General features: G+C 72.9%; 19 protein-coding genes. 7 read left to right on the top strand and 12 right to left on the bottom strand.

Translation table 11 applies throughout. The annotated features are described in order from the left end of the window. Positions 1-15: 15 nt before the first annotated feature. Entirely contained in the window at positions 16-732 is a 717-nt protein-coding gene (locus ABD437_RS20615; protein WP_344650514.1) for an alpha/beta fold hydrolase, read from the top strand. Beyond that, on the top strand, positions 729-2,084 hold the full coding sequence (locus tag ABD437_RS20620) for an amidase (RefSeq protein WP_344650515.1): 1,356 nt from the start codon (positions 729-731) through the stop codon (positions 2,082-2,084). The genes ABD437_RS20615 and ABD437_RS20620 overlap by 4 nt, the downstream gene beginning before the upstream one ends. Here ABD437_RS20620 and ABD437_RS20625 read toward each other — a convergent pair. Beyond that, on the bottom strand, positions 2,047-2,478 hold the full coding sequence (locus tag ABD437_RS20625) for a MarR family winged helix-turn-helix transcriptional regulator (RefSeq protein WP_344650516.1): 432 nt from the start codon (positions 2,476-2,478) through the stop codon (positions 2,047-2,049). The two genes, ABD437_RS20620 and ABD437_RS20625, sit on opposite strands and share 38 nt — an antisense overlap. 54 nt (positions 2,479-2,532) lie before the next feature. Here ABD437_RS20625 and ABD437_RS20630 point away from each other — a divergent pair, with 54 nt between their 5' ends. The 4 genes from ABD437_RS20630 to ABD437_RS20645 are packed head-to-tail and all read left to right on the top strand — an operon-like array spanning position 2,533 to position 6,254. Then, positions 2,533-3,432 carry an SDR family oxidoreductase gene (locus tag ABD437_RS20630; protein WP_344650517.1) on the top strand — a complete coding sequence of 300 codons (900 nt, stop codon included), beginning with the start codon at positions 2,533-2,535 and terminating at the stop codon, positions 3,430-3,432. Then, positions 3,429-4,298: an amidohydrolase family protein gene (locus ABD437_RS20635; RefSeq protein ID WP_344650518.1), complete on the top strand. Its 870-nt coding sequence runs from the start codon at positions 3,429-3,431 to the stop codon at positions 4,296-4,298. Before ABD437_RS20630 ends, ABD437_RS20635 begins: the two co-directional genes overlap by 4 nt. After that, a complete protein-coding gene (locus tag ABD437_RS20640) occupies positions 4,291-5,796 on the top strand; it encodes an acyl-CoA synthetase (protein WP_344650519.1) in 1,506 nt (501 codons plus the stop codon). The genes ABD437_RS20635 and ABD437_RS20640 overlap by 8 nt, the downstream gene beginning before the upstream one ends. After that, positions 5,793-6,254 (top strand): MaoC family dehydratase, encoded by a 462-nt coding sequence (locus ABD437_RS20645; RefSeq protein WP_344650520.1) that lies wholly within the window; start codon positions 5,793-5,795, stop codon positions 6,252-6,254. The genes ABD437_RS20640 and ABD437_RS20645 overlap by 4 nt, the downstream gene beginning before the upstream one ends. A 1-nt stretch (position 6,255) precedes the next feature. On the opposite strand, the gene ABD437_RS20650 is transcribed toward ABD437_RS20645, so the two are convergent. The 7 genes from ABD437_RS20650 to ABD437_RS20680 form a co-directional block, all read right to left on the bottom strand. After that, a complete protein-coding gene (locus tag ABD437_RS20650; protein WP_425558199.1) occupies positions 6,256-7,386 on the bottom strand; it encodes an RNA polymerase sigma factor in 1,131 nt (376 codons plus the stop codon). A gap of 65 nt (positions 7,387-7,451) precedes the next feature. After that, the gene (locus tag ABD437_RS20655) at positions 7,452-7,790 is read right to left on the bottom strand and encodes a YciI family protein (protein ID WP_344650522.1); all 339 of its coding nucleotides are present in this window, start codon (positions 7,788-7,790) and stop codon (positions 7,452-7,454) included. Beyond that, a complete protein-coding gene (locus ABD437_RS20660) occupies positions 7,787-8,287 on the bottom strand; it encodes an SRPBCC family protein (protein ID WP_344650523.1) in 501 nt (166 codons plus the stop codon). The genes ABD437_RS20655 and ABD437_RS20660 overlap by 4 nt, the downstream gene beginning before the upstream one ends. 92 nt (positions 8,288-8,379) lie before the next feature. After that, positions 8,380-8,871, bottom strand: coding sequence for a TFIIB-type zinc ribbon-containing protein (locus ABD437_RS20665; RefSeq protein WP_344650524.1), 492 nt, complete (start codon positions 8,869-8,871; stop codon positions 8,380-8,382). A 3-nt stretch (positions 8,872-8,874) separates the two neighbouring features. Continuing rightward, positions 8,875-9,354: a MaoC family dehydratase gene (locus ABD437_RS20670; RefSeq protein ID WP_344650525.1), complete on the bottom strand. Its 480-nt coding sequence runs from the start codon at positions 9,352-9,354 to the stop codon at positions 8,875-8,877. Continuing rightward, positions 9,351-10,484, bottom strand: a complete 1,134-nt coding sequence (locus ABD437_RS20675; RefSeq protein ID WP_344650526.1) for an acyl-CoA dehydrogenase family protein — start codon at positions 10,482-10,484, stop codon at positions 9,351-9,353. The genes ABD437_RS20670 and ABD437_RS20675 overlap by 4 nt, the downstream gene beginning before the upstream one ends. Before the next feature lie 15 nt (positions 10,485-10,499). Continuing rightward, complete coding sequence (locus ABD437_RS20680) at positions 10,500-11,102, bottom strand: SACE_7040 family transcriptional regulator (protein ID WP_344650527.1); 603 nt, start codon at positions 11,100-11,102, stop codon at positions 10,500-10,502. 84 nt (positions 11,103-11,186) lie between these two features. On the opposite strand from ABD437_RS20680, the gene ABD437_RS20685 reads away from it, so the two are divergent. Continuing rightward, complete coding sequence (locus ABD437_RS20685; RefSeq protein WP_344650528.1) at positions 11,187-11,996, top strand: AraC family transcriptional regulator; 810 nt, start codon at positions 11,187-11,189, stop codon at positions 11,994-11,996. Here the strand turns inward: ABD437_RS20685 and ABD437_RS20690 are convergent. From ABD437_RS20690 to ABD437_RS20705, 4 genes are all read right to left on the bottom strand, one after another. After that, positions 11,951-12,805, bottom strand: a complete 855-nt coding sequence (locus ABD437_RS20690) for an SDR family oxidoreductase (RefSeq protein WP_344650529.1) — start codon at positions 12,803-12,805, stop codon at positions 11,951-11,953. The two genes, ABD437_RS20685 and ABD437_RS20690, sit on opposite strands and share 46 nt — an antisense overlap. Continuing rightward, the gene (locus ABD437_RS20695) at positions 12,805-13,530 is read right to left on the bottom strand and encodes an SDR family oxidoreductase (RefSeq protein ID WP_344650530.1); all 726 of its coding nucleotides are present in this window, start codon (positions 13,528-13,530) and stop codon (positions 12,805-12,807) included. The genes ABD437_RS20690 and ABD437_RS20695 overlap by 1 nt, the downstream gene beginning before the upstream one ends. 241 nt (positions 13,531-13,771) lie before the next feature. Next, on the bottom strand, positions 13,772-14,428 hold the full coding sequence (locus ABD437_RS20700) for a DUF2461 family protein (RefSeq protein WP_344650531.1): 657 nt from the start codon (positions 14,426-14,428) through the stop codon (positions 13,772-13,774). Positions 14,429-14,441: 13 nt separating this feature from the next. After that, positions 14,442-15,863: an NAD-dependent succinate-semialdehyde dehydrogenase gene (locus ABD437_RS20705; protein ID WP_344650532.1), complete on the bottom strand. Its 1,422-nt coding sequence runs from the start codon at positions 15,861-15,863 to the stop codon at positions 14,442-14,444. Positions 15,864-15,890 lie beyond the last annotated feature (27 nt).

Below are 15,890 nucleotides of genomic sequence, written 5' to 3' on the forward strand. Positions count from 1 at the left end.
TCCTAGCCTCCGGGCATGCGATTCGTACTCGTGCACGGGTCCTGGCAGGACGAGCGGTGCTGGACCGAGACCGTCACCGCGCTCCGGAGCCAGGGCCACGAAGCCCACACGCTGACGTTGCCCGGCAACGGCCACCGCGCCGAGCCGGGCGTCACGATGGCCGCGACCGCCGCCGCGGTCAGCGACCTGATCCGCGACCGGGACCTGACCGACGTCGTCCTGGTCGGGCACAGCTTCGGCGGCGCGGTGGTGCAGCTCGCCGCGCTGCGGGTGCCCGACCGGCTGGCCCGGCTGGTGTTCTTCAACGCCTACGTCCTGGCCGACGCCACGTCGGTGTTCTCCTCCGTGCCGGCGTCGGCCGCGGCGGCCTTCGGTGCGCTCGCCGCGCCGGACGGCACGCTCACGCTGCCCTGGCCGTACTTCCGCGACCACCTGCTCAACGACGCCGACGCCGAGACCGCGAAGCGCGCCTACGCGCTGACCTCCCCCGAGCCGCTGGCGCGCAGCGCGGAGCCGGTGGACCTGACCGGATTCGCCGAGCTGCCGGTGCCGCGCTCCTACGTCTACGCCTACGGCGACAACGTCTTCCCGGCGGCGGAGTTCAGCTGGCACCCGGGAATGTCGCAGCGCCTGGGCGACTTCCGCCTCGTCGTGGTGCCCGGCGGTCACGAGCTGATGTTCTCCGACCCGGGCGCGCTGGCGGTCGCGTTGATCGACGCCGGCCGGGAATGAGCCTACTCGACGCGCCGCTCGCCCGGATCGCGGCCGCGGTGCGGGCCGAGCCGGAGCTGGGCGCGCGGCTCGCCGCGGAGGCCCGGCGGCGGATCGCGGCCCGCCCGGAGCTGGGTGCGGTGGTGGAGCTGGTCGCCACGCCGGGCCCGCCCCCCACCGGCGGGGCGCTCGCGGGGGTGCCGACGCTGCTCAAGGACCTGCAGGCCGACGCGGCCGACCTCCCGCTGCGGCGCGGGTCACGGGCGCTGGCCGACGCCCGCCCGGTGGGCGACTCGACGCTGGTGCGGCGCCTGCGCTCCGCCGGCGCGGTGATCCTGGGCCGCACGAACACCCCGGAGTTCGGGCTGGGCATCACCACCGAGCCGGCGCAGTGGGGGCCGGTACGCAACCCGCTCGACCCGGGACGGTCGGCGGGCGGGTCGAGCGGCGGGGCCGCGGCCGCCGTCGCGGCCGGATTGGTGCCGTTCGCCCACGCGACCGACTCCGGTGGGTCGACGCGCATCCCGGCGGCCTGGTGCGGGGTGGTCGGGTTCAAACCGAGCCGCGGGGTGAACCCGGCCGGCCCGCACCGGCTCGACGACTGGTTCGGGCTCAGCCACGAACACGCGATCACCCGCACCGTGGCCGACACGCGCCTGGTGCTCGCGGTGACCGCGGGCGCCGCGCCCGGCGAGTGGCTGCCCTGCCCCACCCCGGCCGCGCCGGAGCCGGGGGCGGCACGGATCGGCGTGCTGACCGCGGCACCGGCCGGGGACGCGGTGCACCCGGCCTGGGCCGCGGCGGCCGACGCGGCGGCCGGTGCGCTCGCCGACCAGGGGCACGACGTCCGTGCCCTCGCGCCGGCGGTGGAGGCGGAGCGGATCGGGCCGCTGTTCGGCGCGATCGCCGGCGCGCACCTGGCCCGGCTCGTGCCGCCCGACCGCGACGCGCTCCTCGAGCCGGCCGTCCGTGAGGTCGTCGAACGGGGACGGGCCCTGCGCGCGACCGACCTGGTCGGGGCGCTGCACGACCTGCACCGGCTGGCCTTCGACCTGGCCGCGCGCTTCGCCGACGTCGACGTGGTGCTGAGCCCCACCACGGCCTGGCCGGCGCCGCCGCTCGGCACGGTCACCACGCAGCGTCCGGCCGCGGAGCTGTTCGGGGAGATCTTCCGGCTCTCGCCGTTCGTCGCGATGTTCAACGTCACCGGCGGGCCGGGCATCTCGATCCCGTGGGGCCGGGACGGCGAGGGCATGCCGGTCGGGGTCCATCTCGGAGCCGCGCCGGGTCGGGACGGCCCGGTGCTCGCGCTGGCCGAGTCCCTCGAAGCGGCCCCTAGACGGCCGGGACGTCCAGGCCGATCACCCGGCTGAGCAGGGCACGCAGGGTGTCCCGCTCGCTGTCGCTCAGCGCACCCAGCTGGTCGGCGAGCCGGGCGTCGGCACGCTCCCCGACGCGGACCGCGACGCCGCGGCCGCGCTCCGTCGGCACGACGAGCTTGGTGCGGCGGTCGGCCGGTGACGGGCGGCGCTCGACCAGCCCGGCCCGGTGCAGGTCGTCGACGAGCGCGACGACCTGGCTGGGGTCGAGCGCCAGCACCTCGGCCAGGTCACGCTGGGAGAGCCCGGCGTCGGACTCGCAGACGAGCGCGAGCACCGAGTACTGGCGGACCCGCAGCCCGTCCTCGGCCAACGCCGCGTTCGTCGCGCGGACCAGCTGACCGCTCGCCCGGGACATCAGGAAACCGATGTTGTCGACGAACGGCATTAGATGAGCTCCTCATTAATTGACACTCTCAACGGTTGACTCTAGCGTGGCCCCATGGATCTGTCCGGCAAGGTAGCGATCGTCACCGGTAGTGGACGGGGCCTGGGGCTGGCCTACGCCCAGCGGCTGGCCGCCCACGGCGCGAAGGTCGTCGTCAACGACGTGGACGCCGCGGTGGCCGAGGCCGCCGTGAAGTCGATCGGCGGCACCGCGGTCGCGGAGGTCGTCCCGGTGGGCACGAGCGAGGCCGCGCAGGCGCTGGTCGACCGCGCCGTCGGCGAGTTCGGCCGCCTCGACGTCCTGGTGAACAACGCCGGGATCCTGCGCGACACCACGCTCTGGAAGATGACCGACCAGCAGTTCGACGACGTCATCACCACCCATCTGCGCGGCACGTTCACCTGCACCCGCGCCGCGGCGGTGCGCCTGCGCGAGCAGGGCGAGGGCGGCCGGATCATCTGCATCGGCTCCCCCACCGGCCAGGTCGGCAACTTCGGGCAGACGAACTACGCCGCCGCGAAGGCCGGCATCGTCGGCATGGTGCGCACCTGGGCGATGGAGCTGGCCCGCGCACGCATCACCGTCAACGCGGTGGTGCCGGTGGCCGCGACCGCGATGACCGAGACGCTGCCGTTCGTCAAGCCGTACATCGAGGCGCTGCGCAACGGCGAGGAGCTGCCCCCGTTCGCCCGGCGCGAGCTCGGCTTCGGCACCCCGGAGGACGCCGCCGGGCTGATCGCGTTCCTGGCCTCCGACGCCGCCGAGGGCATCACCGGTCAGGCGATCGGCATCGGCGGCGACCGCCTCGCGCTCTGGAGCCACCCCACCGAGGCCGTGGTCGAGTTCGCCGACGGCACCGGCTGGTCGGCCGACGCGATCGCCGACGTCTGGCCCGACCGGTTCGCGCCCTCGCAGCAGACCGTGGGGCAGCAGCTGCCCGAGGCACCGCAGTGAACGTCGACGCGCTCACCGCCATCGACGTGCACGTGCACGTCCACGCCGACCAGCACGGGCACCTCGCGCTGGACCCCGAGCTCTCGGGCGCGGCCGCCAAGTACTTCAAGGGCGAGCCGTACGACCCGACCGTGCCGGAGATCGCCGCGGACTACCGGCGCCTGAACATGGCCGCGGTGATCTTCACCGTCGACGCCGAGGCCGCGACCGGTCAGCCCGCGCTGTCGAACGCCGAGATCGCCGACCTCGCCGCCCAGCACCCCGACGTGCTGATCCCGTTCGGGTCGATCGACCCGGCACGGGGCAAGGCCGGCATCCGCGCCGCCCGCGCGCTGGTGGAGGAGCGCGGCGTCCGGGGCTTCAAGTTCCATCCGAGCTTCCAGAACTTCCTGCCCAACGACCCGGCCGTCTACCCGCTCTACGCGGAGCTCGAGGCGCTCGGCGTCCCCGCGCTCTTCCACACCGGGCAGACCGGCATCGGCGCGGGCCTGCCGGGCGGCCGCGGCATCAAGCTGCGCTACTCCGACCCGATGCTGCTCGACGACGTCGCCGCGGACTTCCCCGGCCTGACGATCATCATGGCCCACCCGTCCGTGCCCTGGCAGGACGCGGCGATCTCGGTCGCCACCCACAAGGCCAACGTCTACATCGACCTGTCCGGCTGGTCGCCGAAGTACTTCCCGCCGCAGCTCGTGCACGCGGCGAACCGCCAGCTCAAGCACCAGGTGCTGTTCGGCTCGGACTACCCGCTGATCCGTCCCGAGCGCTGGGTGAGCGACTTCGAGAAGCTGGAGATCCGCGACGAGGTTCGCCCGCTGATCATGAAACGGAACGCGATCGAGGCCCTAGGGTTGGGCCGTGCGTAACGCGGGCCTCGGGTCGTGGCCGGAGCGGCGTAGGACGATCTCGCCGCACCGGGACGCGCTGTGGTTCGAGGGCGTAACGACGTCGCACCGGCAGTTCTCCGACCGGATCCGGCGGGTCGCGGGCGCGCTCGCCGGCCTGGGCGTGCGGCCCGGCGACCGGGTCGGGTGGCTCGGCACGAACCATCCGGCCGCGCTCGAGACGCTCTACGCGTGCGGCCAGCTCGGGGCGGTGTGGGTGCCGGTCAACGCGCGGCTCACCGCGCCCGAGGCACGCTACGTGCTCGACCACTCCGGCGCGTCGGTCGTCGTCCACGGAAAGGACCACGGCTCCATCGCGGACGCGCTGCGGCCGCTGACCCACGTGCGCCACTGGGTGGCGGTCGAGGCGCCGCACGGCGAGTCGCTGCCGTACGAGGAACTGCTCACCGACCCCGAGTTCCGCGATCTGAACGTCGCGCTCGAGGACCCGTGCCTGATCATGTACACCTCGGGCACCACCGGGCGCCCGAAAGGCGCGGTGCTCACGCACGGCAACATGACGTGGAACGCCGTGAACCAGTTCATGGGCATGGATTTCGCGCAGGACGAACGCACGCTGGCGCTGGCCCCGCTGTTCCACATCGGCGGGCTCAACGGCACGGTGAACCCGACGCTCCTGCGCGGCGGCTGCGCGGTGCTCGTGCGCCGCTTCGACCCGGCCGAGACGCTCGCGGTGATCGAGGAGCAGCGGGTCACGTCGTTCTTCGCCGTCCCCACGATGCTCGACGCGATGTCACGCGAGGAGGGGTTCCGCACCCGGGACCTGTCCGCGTTACGCACGATCGGGGCCGCCGGCGCACCGCTCCCCCTGCCGACGCTGCGCACCTGGCTCGACCGCGGCGTCACCATGCAGCAGTGCTACGGCATGACCGAGGCCGCACCGGGCTGCACCGTGCTCGACTCGGCCGACGCCGTGCGCAAGGTCGGCTCGGCCGGCAAACCGGTGTTCTTCACCGACCTGCGCGTGGTCCGCCCGGACGGCACCGAGGCCGCACCGGACGAGGTCGGCGAAGTCGTCGTGCAGGGTCCGAACATCATGGCCGGGTACTGGAACGACCCGGTGCGCACGGCCGAGGTGCTGGTCAACGGCTGGTACCACACCGGCGACGCCGGCTCGATCGACGACGAGGGTTACCTGTTCATCCGCGACCGCTTCAAGGACATGATCATCTCCGGCGGCGAGAACGTGTACCCCGCCGAGGTCGAGTCGGCGTTGCTGGAGCTGCCCGGCGTGCTCGAGGCCGCGGTGATCGGCGTCCCCGACGAGAAGTGGGGTGAGGTCGGCGTCGCGTTCGTCGTGGCGTCCGGCGGGACCGCTCCGGACGCCGTGCGCGACGCGCTCCGCGAACGGCTGGCCGGGTTCAAGGTGCCGCGCGAGATCCGGCTCGTTCCCGCGCTGCCCAAGACCGCTACCGGCAAGATCTACAAACCCGACCTCCGGAAGGAACTCCAGTCATGAGCACCACGACCACGGTGGCCGAACTCCCGAAGCTCGCCGGCACGGAACTCGGCTCCAGCGACTGGTTCGAGGTCACGCAGGAGCGGGTGAACCTGTTCGCCGACTCCACCGGCGACCACCAGTGGATCCACACCGACCCGGAGCGCGCGAAGGCCGAGAGCCCGTTCGGCGGCCCGATCGCCCACGGGTACCTGACGCTGTCGCTGCTGATCCCGATGTGGTCGCAGGTGCTCACGGTCACCGACGCCACGATGGGCGTGAACTACGGGCTGAACAAGGTGCGTTTCCCCGCGCCGGTGCCGGTGGGCGCCAAGATCCGGCTCACCGCGACGCTCACGAGCGTCGACGAGGTCGCCGGCGGGTACCAGCTCACGGTCGCCGCGGTCATCGAGGCCGAGGGCGCGTCGAAGCCGGTGTGCATCGCCGAGCCGATCTTCCGGACGTACGGCCCGCGCTGAGTCAGCCGAGGGCACGCAGCCGGGCGTCGAGGAAACGGCGCTCGGCGTCGGTGGGTGCGGTTCGCCGGGCCGTGCGGTAGGCGTCGGCGGCCTCCCCCGGGCGGTTCAGCCGGCGCAGCAGGTCGGCGCGGGTGGCGTGGAGCAGATAGTAGTCGTCGAGGCCGGCGATGGTGTCCACCAGCGCCAGCGCCGCCCCGGGACCGTCGGCCTCGCCGATCGCGACCGCGCGGTTGAGCGCGGTGACCGGACCGGGAGCCCGGCGCGCCAGCTCGGTGTAGAGGCCGACGATCTGCGGCCAGTCGGTGGCGTCGGCGGTCGGTGCGGTGGCGTGGCAGGCCGCGATCGCCGCCTGCAACTGGAACGGGCCGGCCCGGCCGCGGCGCAGCGCCCGCTCGCAGACCTCGGCGCCTTCGGCGATCAGCGCCCGGTCCCAGCCCGAGCGGTCCTGCTCGCTCAACGTCACCAGGTCACCGGCGGCGTCGACGCGGGTGGGCCGGCGCGCCTCGTGCAGCAGCATCAGCGCGAGCACGCCGAGCACCTCGGCCTCGTCGGGCATCAGCGCGGCGAGCTCCCGGGTGAGCCGGATCGCCTCCTGGCTCAGCCGGGTGGTGGCCGGATCGCCGTAACCGGCGTTGAAGAGCAGGTACAGCACGTGCAGCACCGCGGAGAGCCGGTCCGGCAGCGCCTCGGCCGGCGGCACCCGGAACGGGATCCCGGCGTACCGGATCTTCTGTTTGGCGCGGAACAGGCGCTGGCCCATCGTCTTCTCGGACACCAGGAAGGCCCGCGCGATCTCGGCCGTGCCGAGCCCGGCGACCGTGCGGAGCACCAGCGCCACCTGCGCGTCGAGGTTCAGCGCCGGGTGGCAGCAGGTGAACATGAGCTCGAGGCGCTCGTCGGGGATCTCGCCGTCGGGAGCCGCCGGCGCCACGGTGGTCACCTCCCGGAGCTTCGCGGCCTCGGTGCTCGCGCGCCGGATGCGGTCGATCGCGCGCCGTCGCGCGGTGGTGGTCAGCCAGGCCAGCGGCCGGTCGGGGACGCCGGTGGCCGGCCAGGTGCGCAGTGCCTGCGCGAACGCGTCCTGGGCGCACTCCTCGGCGAGGTCCCAGTCGCCGCCGGTGAACCGGATCATGGTCGCCACGATCCGGCTCCACCCGTCGGCGTAGACCGCGGCGATGCGGTCGTTGACCGGGTCGGTCACTCGCCCAGCGGCCAGACCGGACGCAGCTCGATCAGGCCGCGCCAGGCCATCGGGTGCTTCGCGGCCACCTCGATGGCCTCGTCCAGGTCGGCGCAGTCCAGGACGTCGAACCCGGCGATCTGGTCCTTGGTCTCGGCGAACGGGCCGTCGGTGAGCAGCACCTCGCGGTTGCGCACCCGCACGGTCGTGGCGTCGGTCGCGGGCCGGGTGCGGTCCCCGATCACCCGGGTGCCGCGCGCGTTCATCTCGTCCACCCAGTCCTCGATCGCGGGCGCCCCGTCGTTCTCGTCCGGCGTGTGCCCGGGGTCCGTGCACACCAGCATCAGGTACTTCATCGTCGTGCTCCCCGGGTGCGGTCGGTCGCCATCGCGACAATGGTCGTGGTCATGATGCGGCAGAGGCTGACCAGGCGGTCGTCGATCGACCGCGGGTCCTGTCCGGCGCTCGTGCGGAGGCCGGTGGTGCCGGGGCCGTGCGTGAACGTGTGCCGCACGGCGGTGGCACCGCGGTCGTCGGTGTCACGCAGGTCGTAGCGCCAGATCGAGCCGACCTCACCGTCGGGGTCGAGGACGTGCCAGGCGAAGGTGCTCGGCCGCTCGGCTTCGGTGACCACGCACGTCACCGTACTTTCCCGACCGCTCGGGAAGCGGTTGTGGCCGACGAAGCGGGCGAATTCCGCCGGGCCGGTGGCGGGGTCGCACCAGCGCGCGCCGGTCGTTTCGGGGCTCCACTCGCCGATCCGCTCGATCGCGGTGACGAGGTCCCACAGGTGGTGACGATCCACTGGAACGGTCAGCGCGACCGCTACTTCGGCGCCGGTCACCAGGTCCATGTTCGGGCTCCTTTCCCGTTGTCCGCACGAATGACGAACGGGAAAGCCGGCCCACTACCGACGGGGCGAAAAATGTTCGGCCGGGTCGGTGATCAGGGGAGCGTCGCGCGGAGGCGACGGAGGGTTCTTCCCAGCTCGTCGCGGTTCTTGGCCGTCTTCATCCAGGTCGGCAGCTTCTCCAGCATCGACGTGCGGCCGCCCGCCGCGACGGTGCCGCGCTCGCGCCGCCGGGCCGCGACGTAGTCCTCGAGGACGTCGAGGTGCTCGGCGTTCCAGGCCCAGAGGACGTGGCCACCGCAGCAGGAGTCCCGGAGCCACAGCGGCAGCCGGAAGTGCGGGTCGACGTCTCCGCCGACCACGACGCCGCCGCGGTGGGGCCCGTCACCGCCGGCACCCCAGGAGGCGGTGCGGCCGCAGCCGGGGCAGGTCAGCCGGCGCGGCCGGACGAGCGCGGGCGCGTCGCCGGGGAGCGGCCGGCTCACCGCGCAGCCACCGCAGCGTGGGCACACGACGAGCACGTCGAACCCGGCGAAGTCCGTCAACCGGCCGCGCGGGTCACGGAACCGGTCCCGGTGGGCGTCCACGCCCTAGGTGTACTCGGCCGGGGGGCGCTTGCGGACCAGGGTGGTGCGTACCGCGGTGGCGACGACGTCGTCGTGCTGGTTGCGGCCGGTGTGTTCGAAGGTGACGATGCCCTCGCCGGGGCGGCTCCTCGACTCGCGCAAGTCGGTGATCACCGTCGAGGCGTAGAGCGTGTCGCCGTGGAAGAGCGGCTTGGGGAACGCCACCGCGCCGAAGCCGAGGTTGGCCACGATCGTGCCCTGGGTCAGCTGCGCCACCGACAGCCCGACCAGCGTCGAGAGCGTGAACATCGAGTTCACCAGGCGCTGCCCGAACGCGGTGCCCTCGGCGAACGCCGCGTCCAGGTGCAGCGCCTGGGTGTTCATCGTCAGCGTCGTGAACAGCACGTTGTCGGCCTCGGTGATCGTCCGGCCGGGGCGGTGGTCGTAGACGACGTCGGTCTCGAACTCCTCGAACCACAGGCCCCGCTGGACTTCCCGCCTCACAGGCCGGCCTCCCGCGCGATGAGCATGAGCTGCACCTCGGTGGTGCCCTCGCCGATCTCCAGGATCTTGCTGTCGCGGTAGTGCCGGGCCACCGCGTACTCGTTCATGAAGCCGTAGCCGCCGTGGATCTGGGTGGCGTCACGTGCGTTGTCCATGGCCGCCTCGCTCGCGACCAGCTTGGCGATCGACGCCTGCTTCTTGAACGGCTTCCCGGCCAGCATCCGCGCGGCCGCGTCGTAGTACGCGACCCGGGCGGTGTACGCCCGCGCCTCCATCCGCGCGATCTTGAACGCGATCGCCTGGTGCCGTCCGATCGGCGAACCGAACGCCACCCGCTCCTTCGCGTACCGCACCGACTCGTCGACACAGCCCTGCGCGGCCCCGGTGGCCAGCGCCGCGATCGCGATGCGCCCCTCGTCGAGGATGCGCAGGAAGTTGGCGTAGCCCCGGCCGCGTTCGCCGAGGAGGTTCTCGGCCGGCACCCGGACGTCGTCGAACGAGAGCGGGTGGGTGTCGGAGGCGTTCCAGCCGACCTTGTCGTAGGCGGGCTCGGCGCGGAAGCCGGGCGTCGAGGTCGGCACCAGGATCGTCGAGATCTCCTTCGGCCCGGTCACGGCGGTGACGGTGACCAGCGACGTGATGTCGGTGCCGGAGTTCGTGATGAACTGCTTGGAGCCGTTGACCACCCACGAGTCGCCGTCGAGGCGCGCGGTCGTGCGCGTGCCGGACGCGTCGCTGCCGGCCCCGGCCTCGGTCAGGCCGAACGCGGCCAGTGCGCGCCCGGACGTCAACGACGGCAGCCACGCGTCCTTCTGGGACGCGTTCCCGAACCGGAACACCGGCATCGCGCCGAGCGACACCCCGGCTTCGAGCGTGATCGCGACGCTCTGGTCGACCTTGCCGAGCTCCTCCAACGCGAGGCAGAGCGAGAAGTAGTCGCCGCCCTGGCCGCCGTACTCCTCGGGGAACGGCAGGCCGAACAGCCCCATCTCGGCCATGCCCGCCACGACCTCGTACGGGAACGAATGCTCGGCGTCGTGCTTGGCGGCCACCGGAGCGACCACCTTCTGGGCGAAGTCCCGGACCGCGAGCGCGAGGTCGCGATACTCCTCGGTCAACAAGTCGGTCACCGGAGGCTCCCTCAGTTAGTCGTCATTAACTGAAGCCAGCGTAGCGGCCAGCGCCATCCCCCGGAGGATCTCCCGGGAACGGCCGGGCGGCGCCGCCGCCGCGCTGTAGGGCGTCGAGTTGATCAGGCCGAAGACGGCGTGCGCCTGCACCCTGGCGTCGTCCTCGGCCAGGCCGGGGCGCACCGCGCAGAGCACCGTCACCCACAGCTCGACGTAGGTGCGCTGGGTCTGGCGCACCCGGTGCAGCGCGTCGGCCGGCAGCGCGGTGAGGTCGCGGTCCTGGATGCGGATCAGCTCCGGCTCACCGAACGCGAAGTCGAGGTGGAAGTCGACCAGCCCGTGCAGCGCCTCGTCCGGCGTGCTCGCGTCGACGACGACCGCGTGCCCGCCACGCAGCAGCCGGTCGCTGATGCCGACCATGATCTCGACGAGCAGGGCTTCCTTGCTCGCGAAGTGGCGGTAGACGGCCGGGCCGCTGATGCCGACGGCGGCGCCCAGGTCCTCCAGGCGCACACCGGGGAACCCGCGCTCGGCGATCAGCTCCGCGCCGGCACGCAACAGCTGCCGACGCCGGTCGGCCTTCTGCATGCTCCGCCGCGTGGGCTCGGCGAGCTCCATTCCCGCTCCGTCCAGCTCAGTTAACCGAAGTTTACTCAGCCGACACGGCGTTTAGGTAACCGCCCACCGAGACACGGAACAGGCGTGACCCTGCCCTCGCGATTACTGCGATCGAGCGACTGGAACACGGTGTCCGCCGCGCTGTACCTCGATCCGCCGGTCGCCGCGCCGTTCCGCACGGCCGCGTCCGACGATCTGCTCGTCGTGGCCGTGCTGAGCGGCCACTACACGATCGAGAGCGCGTCCGGGCGGACCACCTACCACCCCGGCTCGGTCGGCCTGACCGCGCCGGGCAACACGTCCGAGCTGCGCTGGGAGGCGCTGCGGCCGGATCCGATGGAGTCGGTCCACATCCGGCTGCGCCCGTCGCTGTTCGAGGGTGCGACCGGACTGCCGGACGCGCTCGTCACCGACGACCCGCTGGTCAGCGCGCTCGCCACCGCGCTGGGGGACGCCGTGTGGCGCGACGCGGACGCGCTCTACGCCGACACGATGGCGCAGGCGCTGGCGGTGCAGCTCGCCGCGCCGCCCCGGCGCGACCCCGGCCCGCTGGGCCGCAGGCAGGTCGACCGCGTCGTCGAGTACATGCGTGCGCATCTGTCCGACGACGTGTCGCTGGACGCGCTGGCCGCGCAGGCGAACGTCAGCAAGTTCCACTTCGTCCGACTGTTCACCCGCGCGACCGGCGACACACCCCACCGCTATCTGCGCCGCCTGCGTCTGCGCCGCGGCGCGGACCTCCTGGCCGGCCCGGAGTCCGTGCAGCGCATCGCGCTCGTGTGCGGCTACCGCAGCCCGGGCCAGTTCGCCACCGCGTTCCGGCGCGAGTTCGGCGTCTCCCCCACCGACTACCGGCGCGGCGACAGGAGGTCGGACAAGCCGACGCGCTCGTAGAACTCCGAGCGCACCCGGTCGCCCACCGCGTTGACCTCCTCGGCGCCGTCGTTCGCCGGGTCGATGTGCACCCGGAACGGCCGCTGCCCCTTCGGCAGCCCGACGACGCGGACGATCTGGCGCGCCACCTCCTCGGGGTCGGCGTCCGGTGGGGCGAGCGCGGCGAGCTTCTGCGACACCTGGTCGAGCAGGCCCGCGTACCGCTCGTCGTAGGCCGCGACGACCTCCTCGTCGGACGCGTGCCCGGCGTGCGCGAAGTGGTTCGTGCCGGTGGTGAACGAACCGGGCACGACGATCGTCGTGTCGATGCCGAAGCGGGCGAGCTCGGCGGCGTAGCTCACCGCGAGGGCGTCCTCGGCCGCCTTGGCCGCGAAGTACGGCGCCAGGTAGGGCGGGGTGCCGCCGCGGGTGCTGCTCGAGCCGACCCAGATCAGCAGCCCGTCGCCGCGCGCACGCAGCCCCGGCAGCACGGCCCGGTTGACCCGCTGGGTGGACAGGACGTTCGTGTCGTACACCTCGGCGAGCTGCTCGGGCGTGAACGCCTCGGTCGGCCCGAGCACCATGTGACCGGCGTTGTGCACGACGACGTCCAGCTCGCCGGCCTGCTTCACCGCGGCGTCCACCGAGGCCTGGTCGGAGACGTCCATCTCGACGACGTGCGCGTATGCGCCGGCCTTCGCCGCGGCCTCCTTGTTCCGGCCGGCGACGTCGCGCATCCCGGCGTACACGGTGTGCCCGGCGTCGGCGAGCGCCTTCGCGGTCATCGCGCCGAAGCCGCTGGAGGCCCCGGTGATCAGGATCCGGCTCATCAGGCGATTCCTCCGTTCACATAGATGGTCTGGCCGTTCACCCAGCGAGCCGGGCCGGCGAGGAACGCCACGGCCTCGGCGATGTCGTCGGGCACCCCGAGACGCTCCAGCGGTGGTTGTTTCGCCAGTTTCTCGATCGTCGACTCGTCCTTGCCGTCCAGGAACAGCGGCGTCGCGGTGGGGCCGGGCGCGACCGCGTTCACGGTGACGTCGCGGCCGCGTAGTTCGCGGGCCAGTACCGGCGTGAGCGCGTCGACCGCGCCCTTCGAGGCCGCGTAGGCCGAGTAGGTGGGGAGCGCGAGCTTGACGACCGAGGTGGAGAAGTTGATGATCGCGCCGCCGCCGCGGACCCGCTGCACGGCCTGCTGGTTGACGACGAACGTGCCCCGGATGTTGATGCGGTGCATGCGGTCGAGGTCGTCGAGTTTCAGTTCGGCGAGCGGGGCGAGGATCATGATCCCGGCGGTGTGGACGACGACGTCGACGCCGCCGTACTCGCGCTCGGCGGTCTCGAAGAGCGCGGCGACCTCGGTCTCCTCGGCGACGTCGGCCTGGGCGGCGGTGGCGGTGCCGCCCGCTTCCCGAATCGCGTCCACGGCCTCGTCGGCGCGGCGCGGGTTGCCCGCGTAGTGCACGAGCACGTTCATTCCGTCGGCGGCCAGACGCTGCGCGACCGCGCGTCCGATGCCGCCGGATCCTCCGGTGACCAGGGCTGTTCTTGTCATGCACCGCTGGTGCCCCGCGGCGGCGCGGTCGCCTTCCCCGCCGTTGCGCGCCTCGTCCCCGCGATTGCGCTATCCCCGCCGGAGCCGCGTCATCGCCGTCGGGGCCGCGTCTCATCGCCGCCAGAGCCGCGTCTCATCGCCGCCAGAGCCGCGTCTCATCGCCGCCAGAGCCGCGTCTCATCGCCGCCAGAGCCGCGTCTCATCGCCGCCGGAGCCGCGTCTCATCGCCGCCGGGGCGGCCTCATCGACGCCGGGGCGGCGGCTCGGTGCTGGGGCCCACGTGCTCGTCGAGCCAGCGGACCACCGGCGAGGCGGTCCGCCAGGTGTCGCGGACGAACGCGCGGCCCTCCTCGGCGCCGACGCCGCCGCCGACCGGGAGCCGCCGCCCGAGCGTGATGCTGGTGAGCCGGAGCAGCGCGATGCGGGGATGGTCCCGCGGGACGCCCCGCGGCGCGGTCGCCACACCCTGGCTCCACTGTTCCAGCCCCGCGCCCTCGGCGTCGGCGATGCGTGCGGCGAGGTCGTCGTCCGCCGCCGCGCGGTACCGGGCGAGCTGGTCGCGGGCCATCCGCCAGTACCCGGCACCGGCGGCGAGCCCGTCGGCCGAGACCCCGGCGAACAACCCGGCCGGGCTGAGCGACGACCCGCTCAGCACCCCGTACGTCCGCGTTTTGTACGGCGATTTGTCGGCCGAGAACCGCACGTCCCGGTGCTGCCGGAACACCGTGGTCTCCCCGCCGAGCTCCGCCGCGAGGTCCGCGAGCAGCGCCGTGAACTGCCCGCGAACCTGCTGTTCGTAATACGCCTTGTGCGCGGCGAAGTACTCCCGCGAGTTGTCGGCCTCCAGGCCTTCGAACCACGCGGTCACCCCGGCGTCGAACCCGTCGAACTCCCCCATACGGGGTATCGAATCACGCGGTCAGGGCGATGTACTTCTCCTCGAGGAACTCGAGGATGCCCTCGGAGCTGCCCTCGCGGCCCAGGCCGCTCTGTTTCACGCCGCCGAAGGGGGCGGCCGGGTCGCTGACGACGCCCCGGTTGACCGCGACCATGCCGGCCTCGAGGCGGCGGGCCACCGCGACGGCCGCGCGCTCCTCGCCGAACACGTACGCCATCAGCCCGTACTCGGTGTCGTTCGCCATCCGGACGGCCGCGTCGACGTCGTCGAAGCGCACGATCGCGGTGACCGGGCCGAAGATCTCGGTGGTCGTGATCGTCGAGCCGTGCGTGACGCCGGTGAGCAGCGTGGCGTCGTAGAACGCACCCTGCTCCGACGCGTTGCCGCCCAGCTTCAGCGTCGCGCCGTCGTCGACCGCGCCGGCCACCAGGGCGGCGACCTTGTCCCGCTCGGCCACCGACACCAGCGCGCCGAGGCCGTTGGCCCGGTCGAGACCGGAGCCGACCTTCACCTTCGCCAGCGCGTCGGTCATCAGCTCGACGAACTCGTCGTGCACCGAGTCGTGGACGTAGAAGCGGTTGGCCGCGGTGCAGGCCGAGCCGCCGTTACGCATCTTCGCCAGCAGCGCGCCCTCCACCGCCGTGGGCAGGTCGGCGCCGGGCAGCACGATCAGCGGGGCGTTGCCGCCGAGCTCCATCGACGTGCTCACGATGCTGTCCGCGCACGCGTGCAGCAGGTCACGGCCCACCTCGGTGGAGCCGGTGAAGCTGAGCTTGCGCACCTCGGGCCGGTCGATCATGGCCTTGACCAGCGGCCCGGTCGGCACCGGCGTGACCAGGTTGACGACCCCGGCCGGCACGCCCGCCCGGCGCAGCACGTCCACGACGTAGGCCGCGGTCAGCGGGGTCTCGCGGGCGGGCTTGAGGATCGTGGTGCAGCCGGCGGCCAGCGCCGGGGCGAGTTTGCGCGTCGCCATCGCGGCCGGGAAGTTCCACGGGGTGATCAGCAGCGACACCCCGATCGGCGACCGGTCGACGATGATGCGCTTGTCGCCGGCCGGGGAGAGCCGGTAGTCGCCGGGCACCCGCACGGCCTCTTCGGCGAACCAGCGGAAGAACTCCTTGGCGTAGCCGGCCTCGCCCATCGCGTCCGACCAGGACTTGCCGTTCTCCCTGACCATGATCTCGGCGAAGACCTCGACCTCGTCGGTGAGGATCTGGTACGCCGTGCGCAGCAGCTCGCTGCGCTCACGCGGCGCGGTCGCGGCCCACGAGGGCTGGGCGGCGGCGGCCGCGTCCACCGCGTCCATGCAGTCCTGCTCCGACGCGACCGCGAACTGCGCGACGACCGACAGGTCGGCGGGGTCGATGACGTCGAAGCGCGTGCCGTCGGAGCCCGGACGCCATTCGCCGTCGATGAAGAGGTCAGTGATCACGGGGCAACCTCCTGGTCGGGGTAGAGC

Source organism: Cryptosporangium japonicum, assembly GCF_039524755.1.
Classification (GTDB): Bacteria; Actinomycetota; Actinomycetes; order Mycobacteriales; family Cryptosporangiaceae; genus Cryptosporangium; species Cryptosporangium japonicum.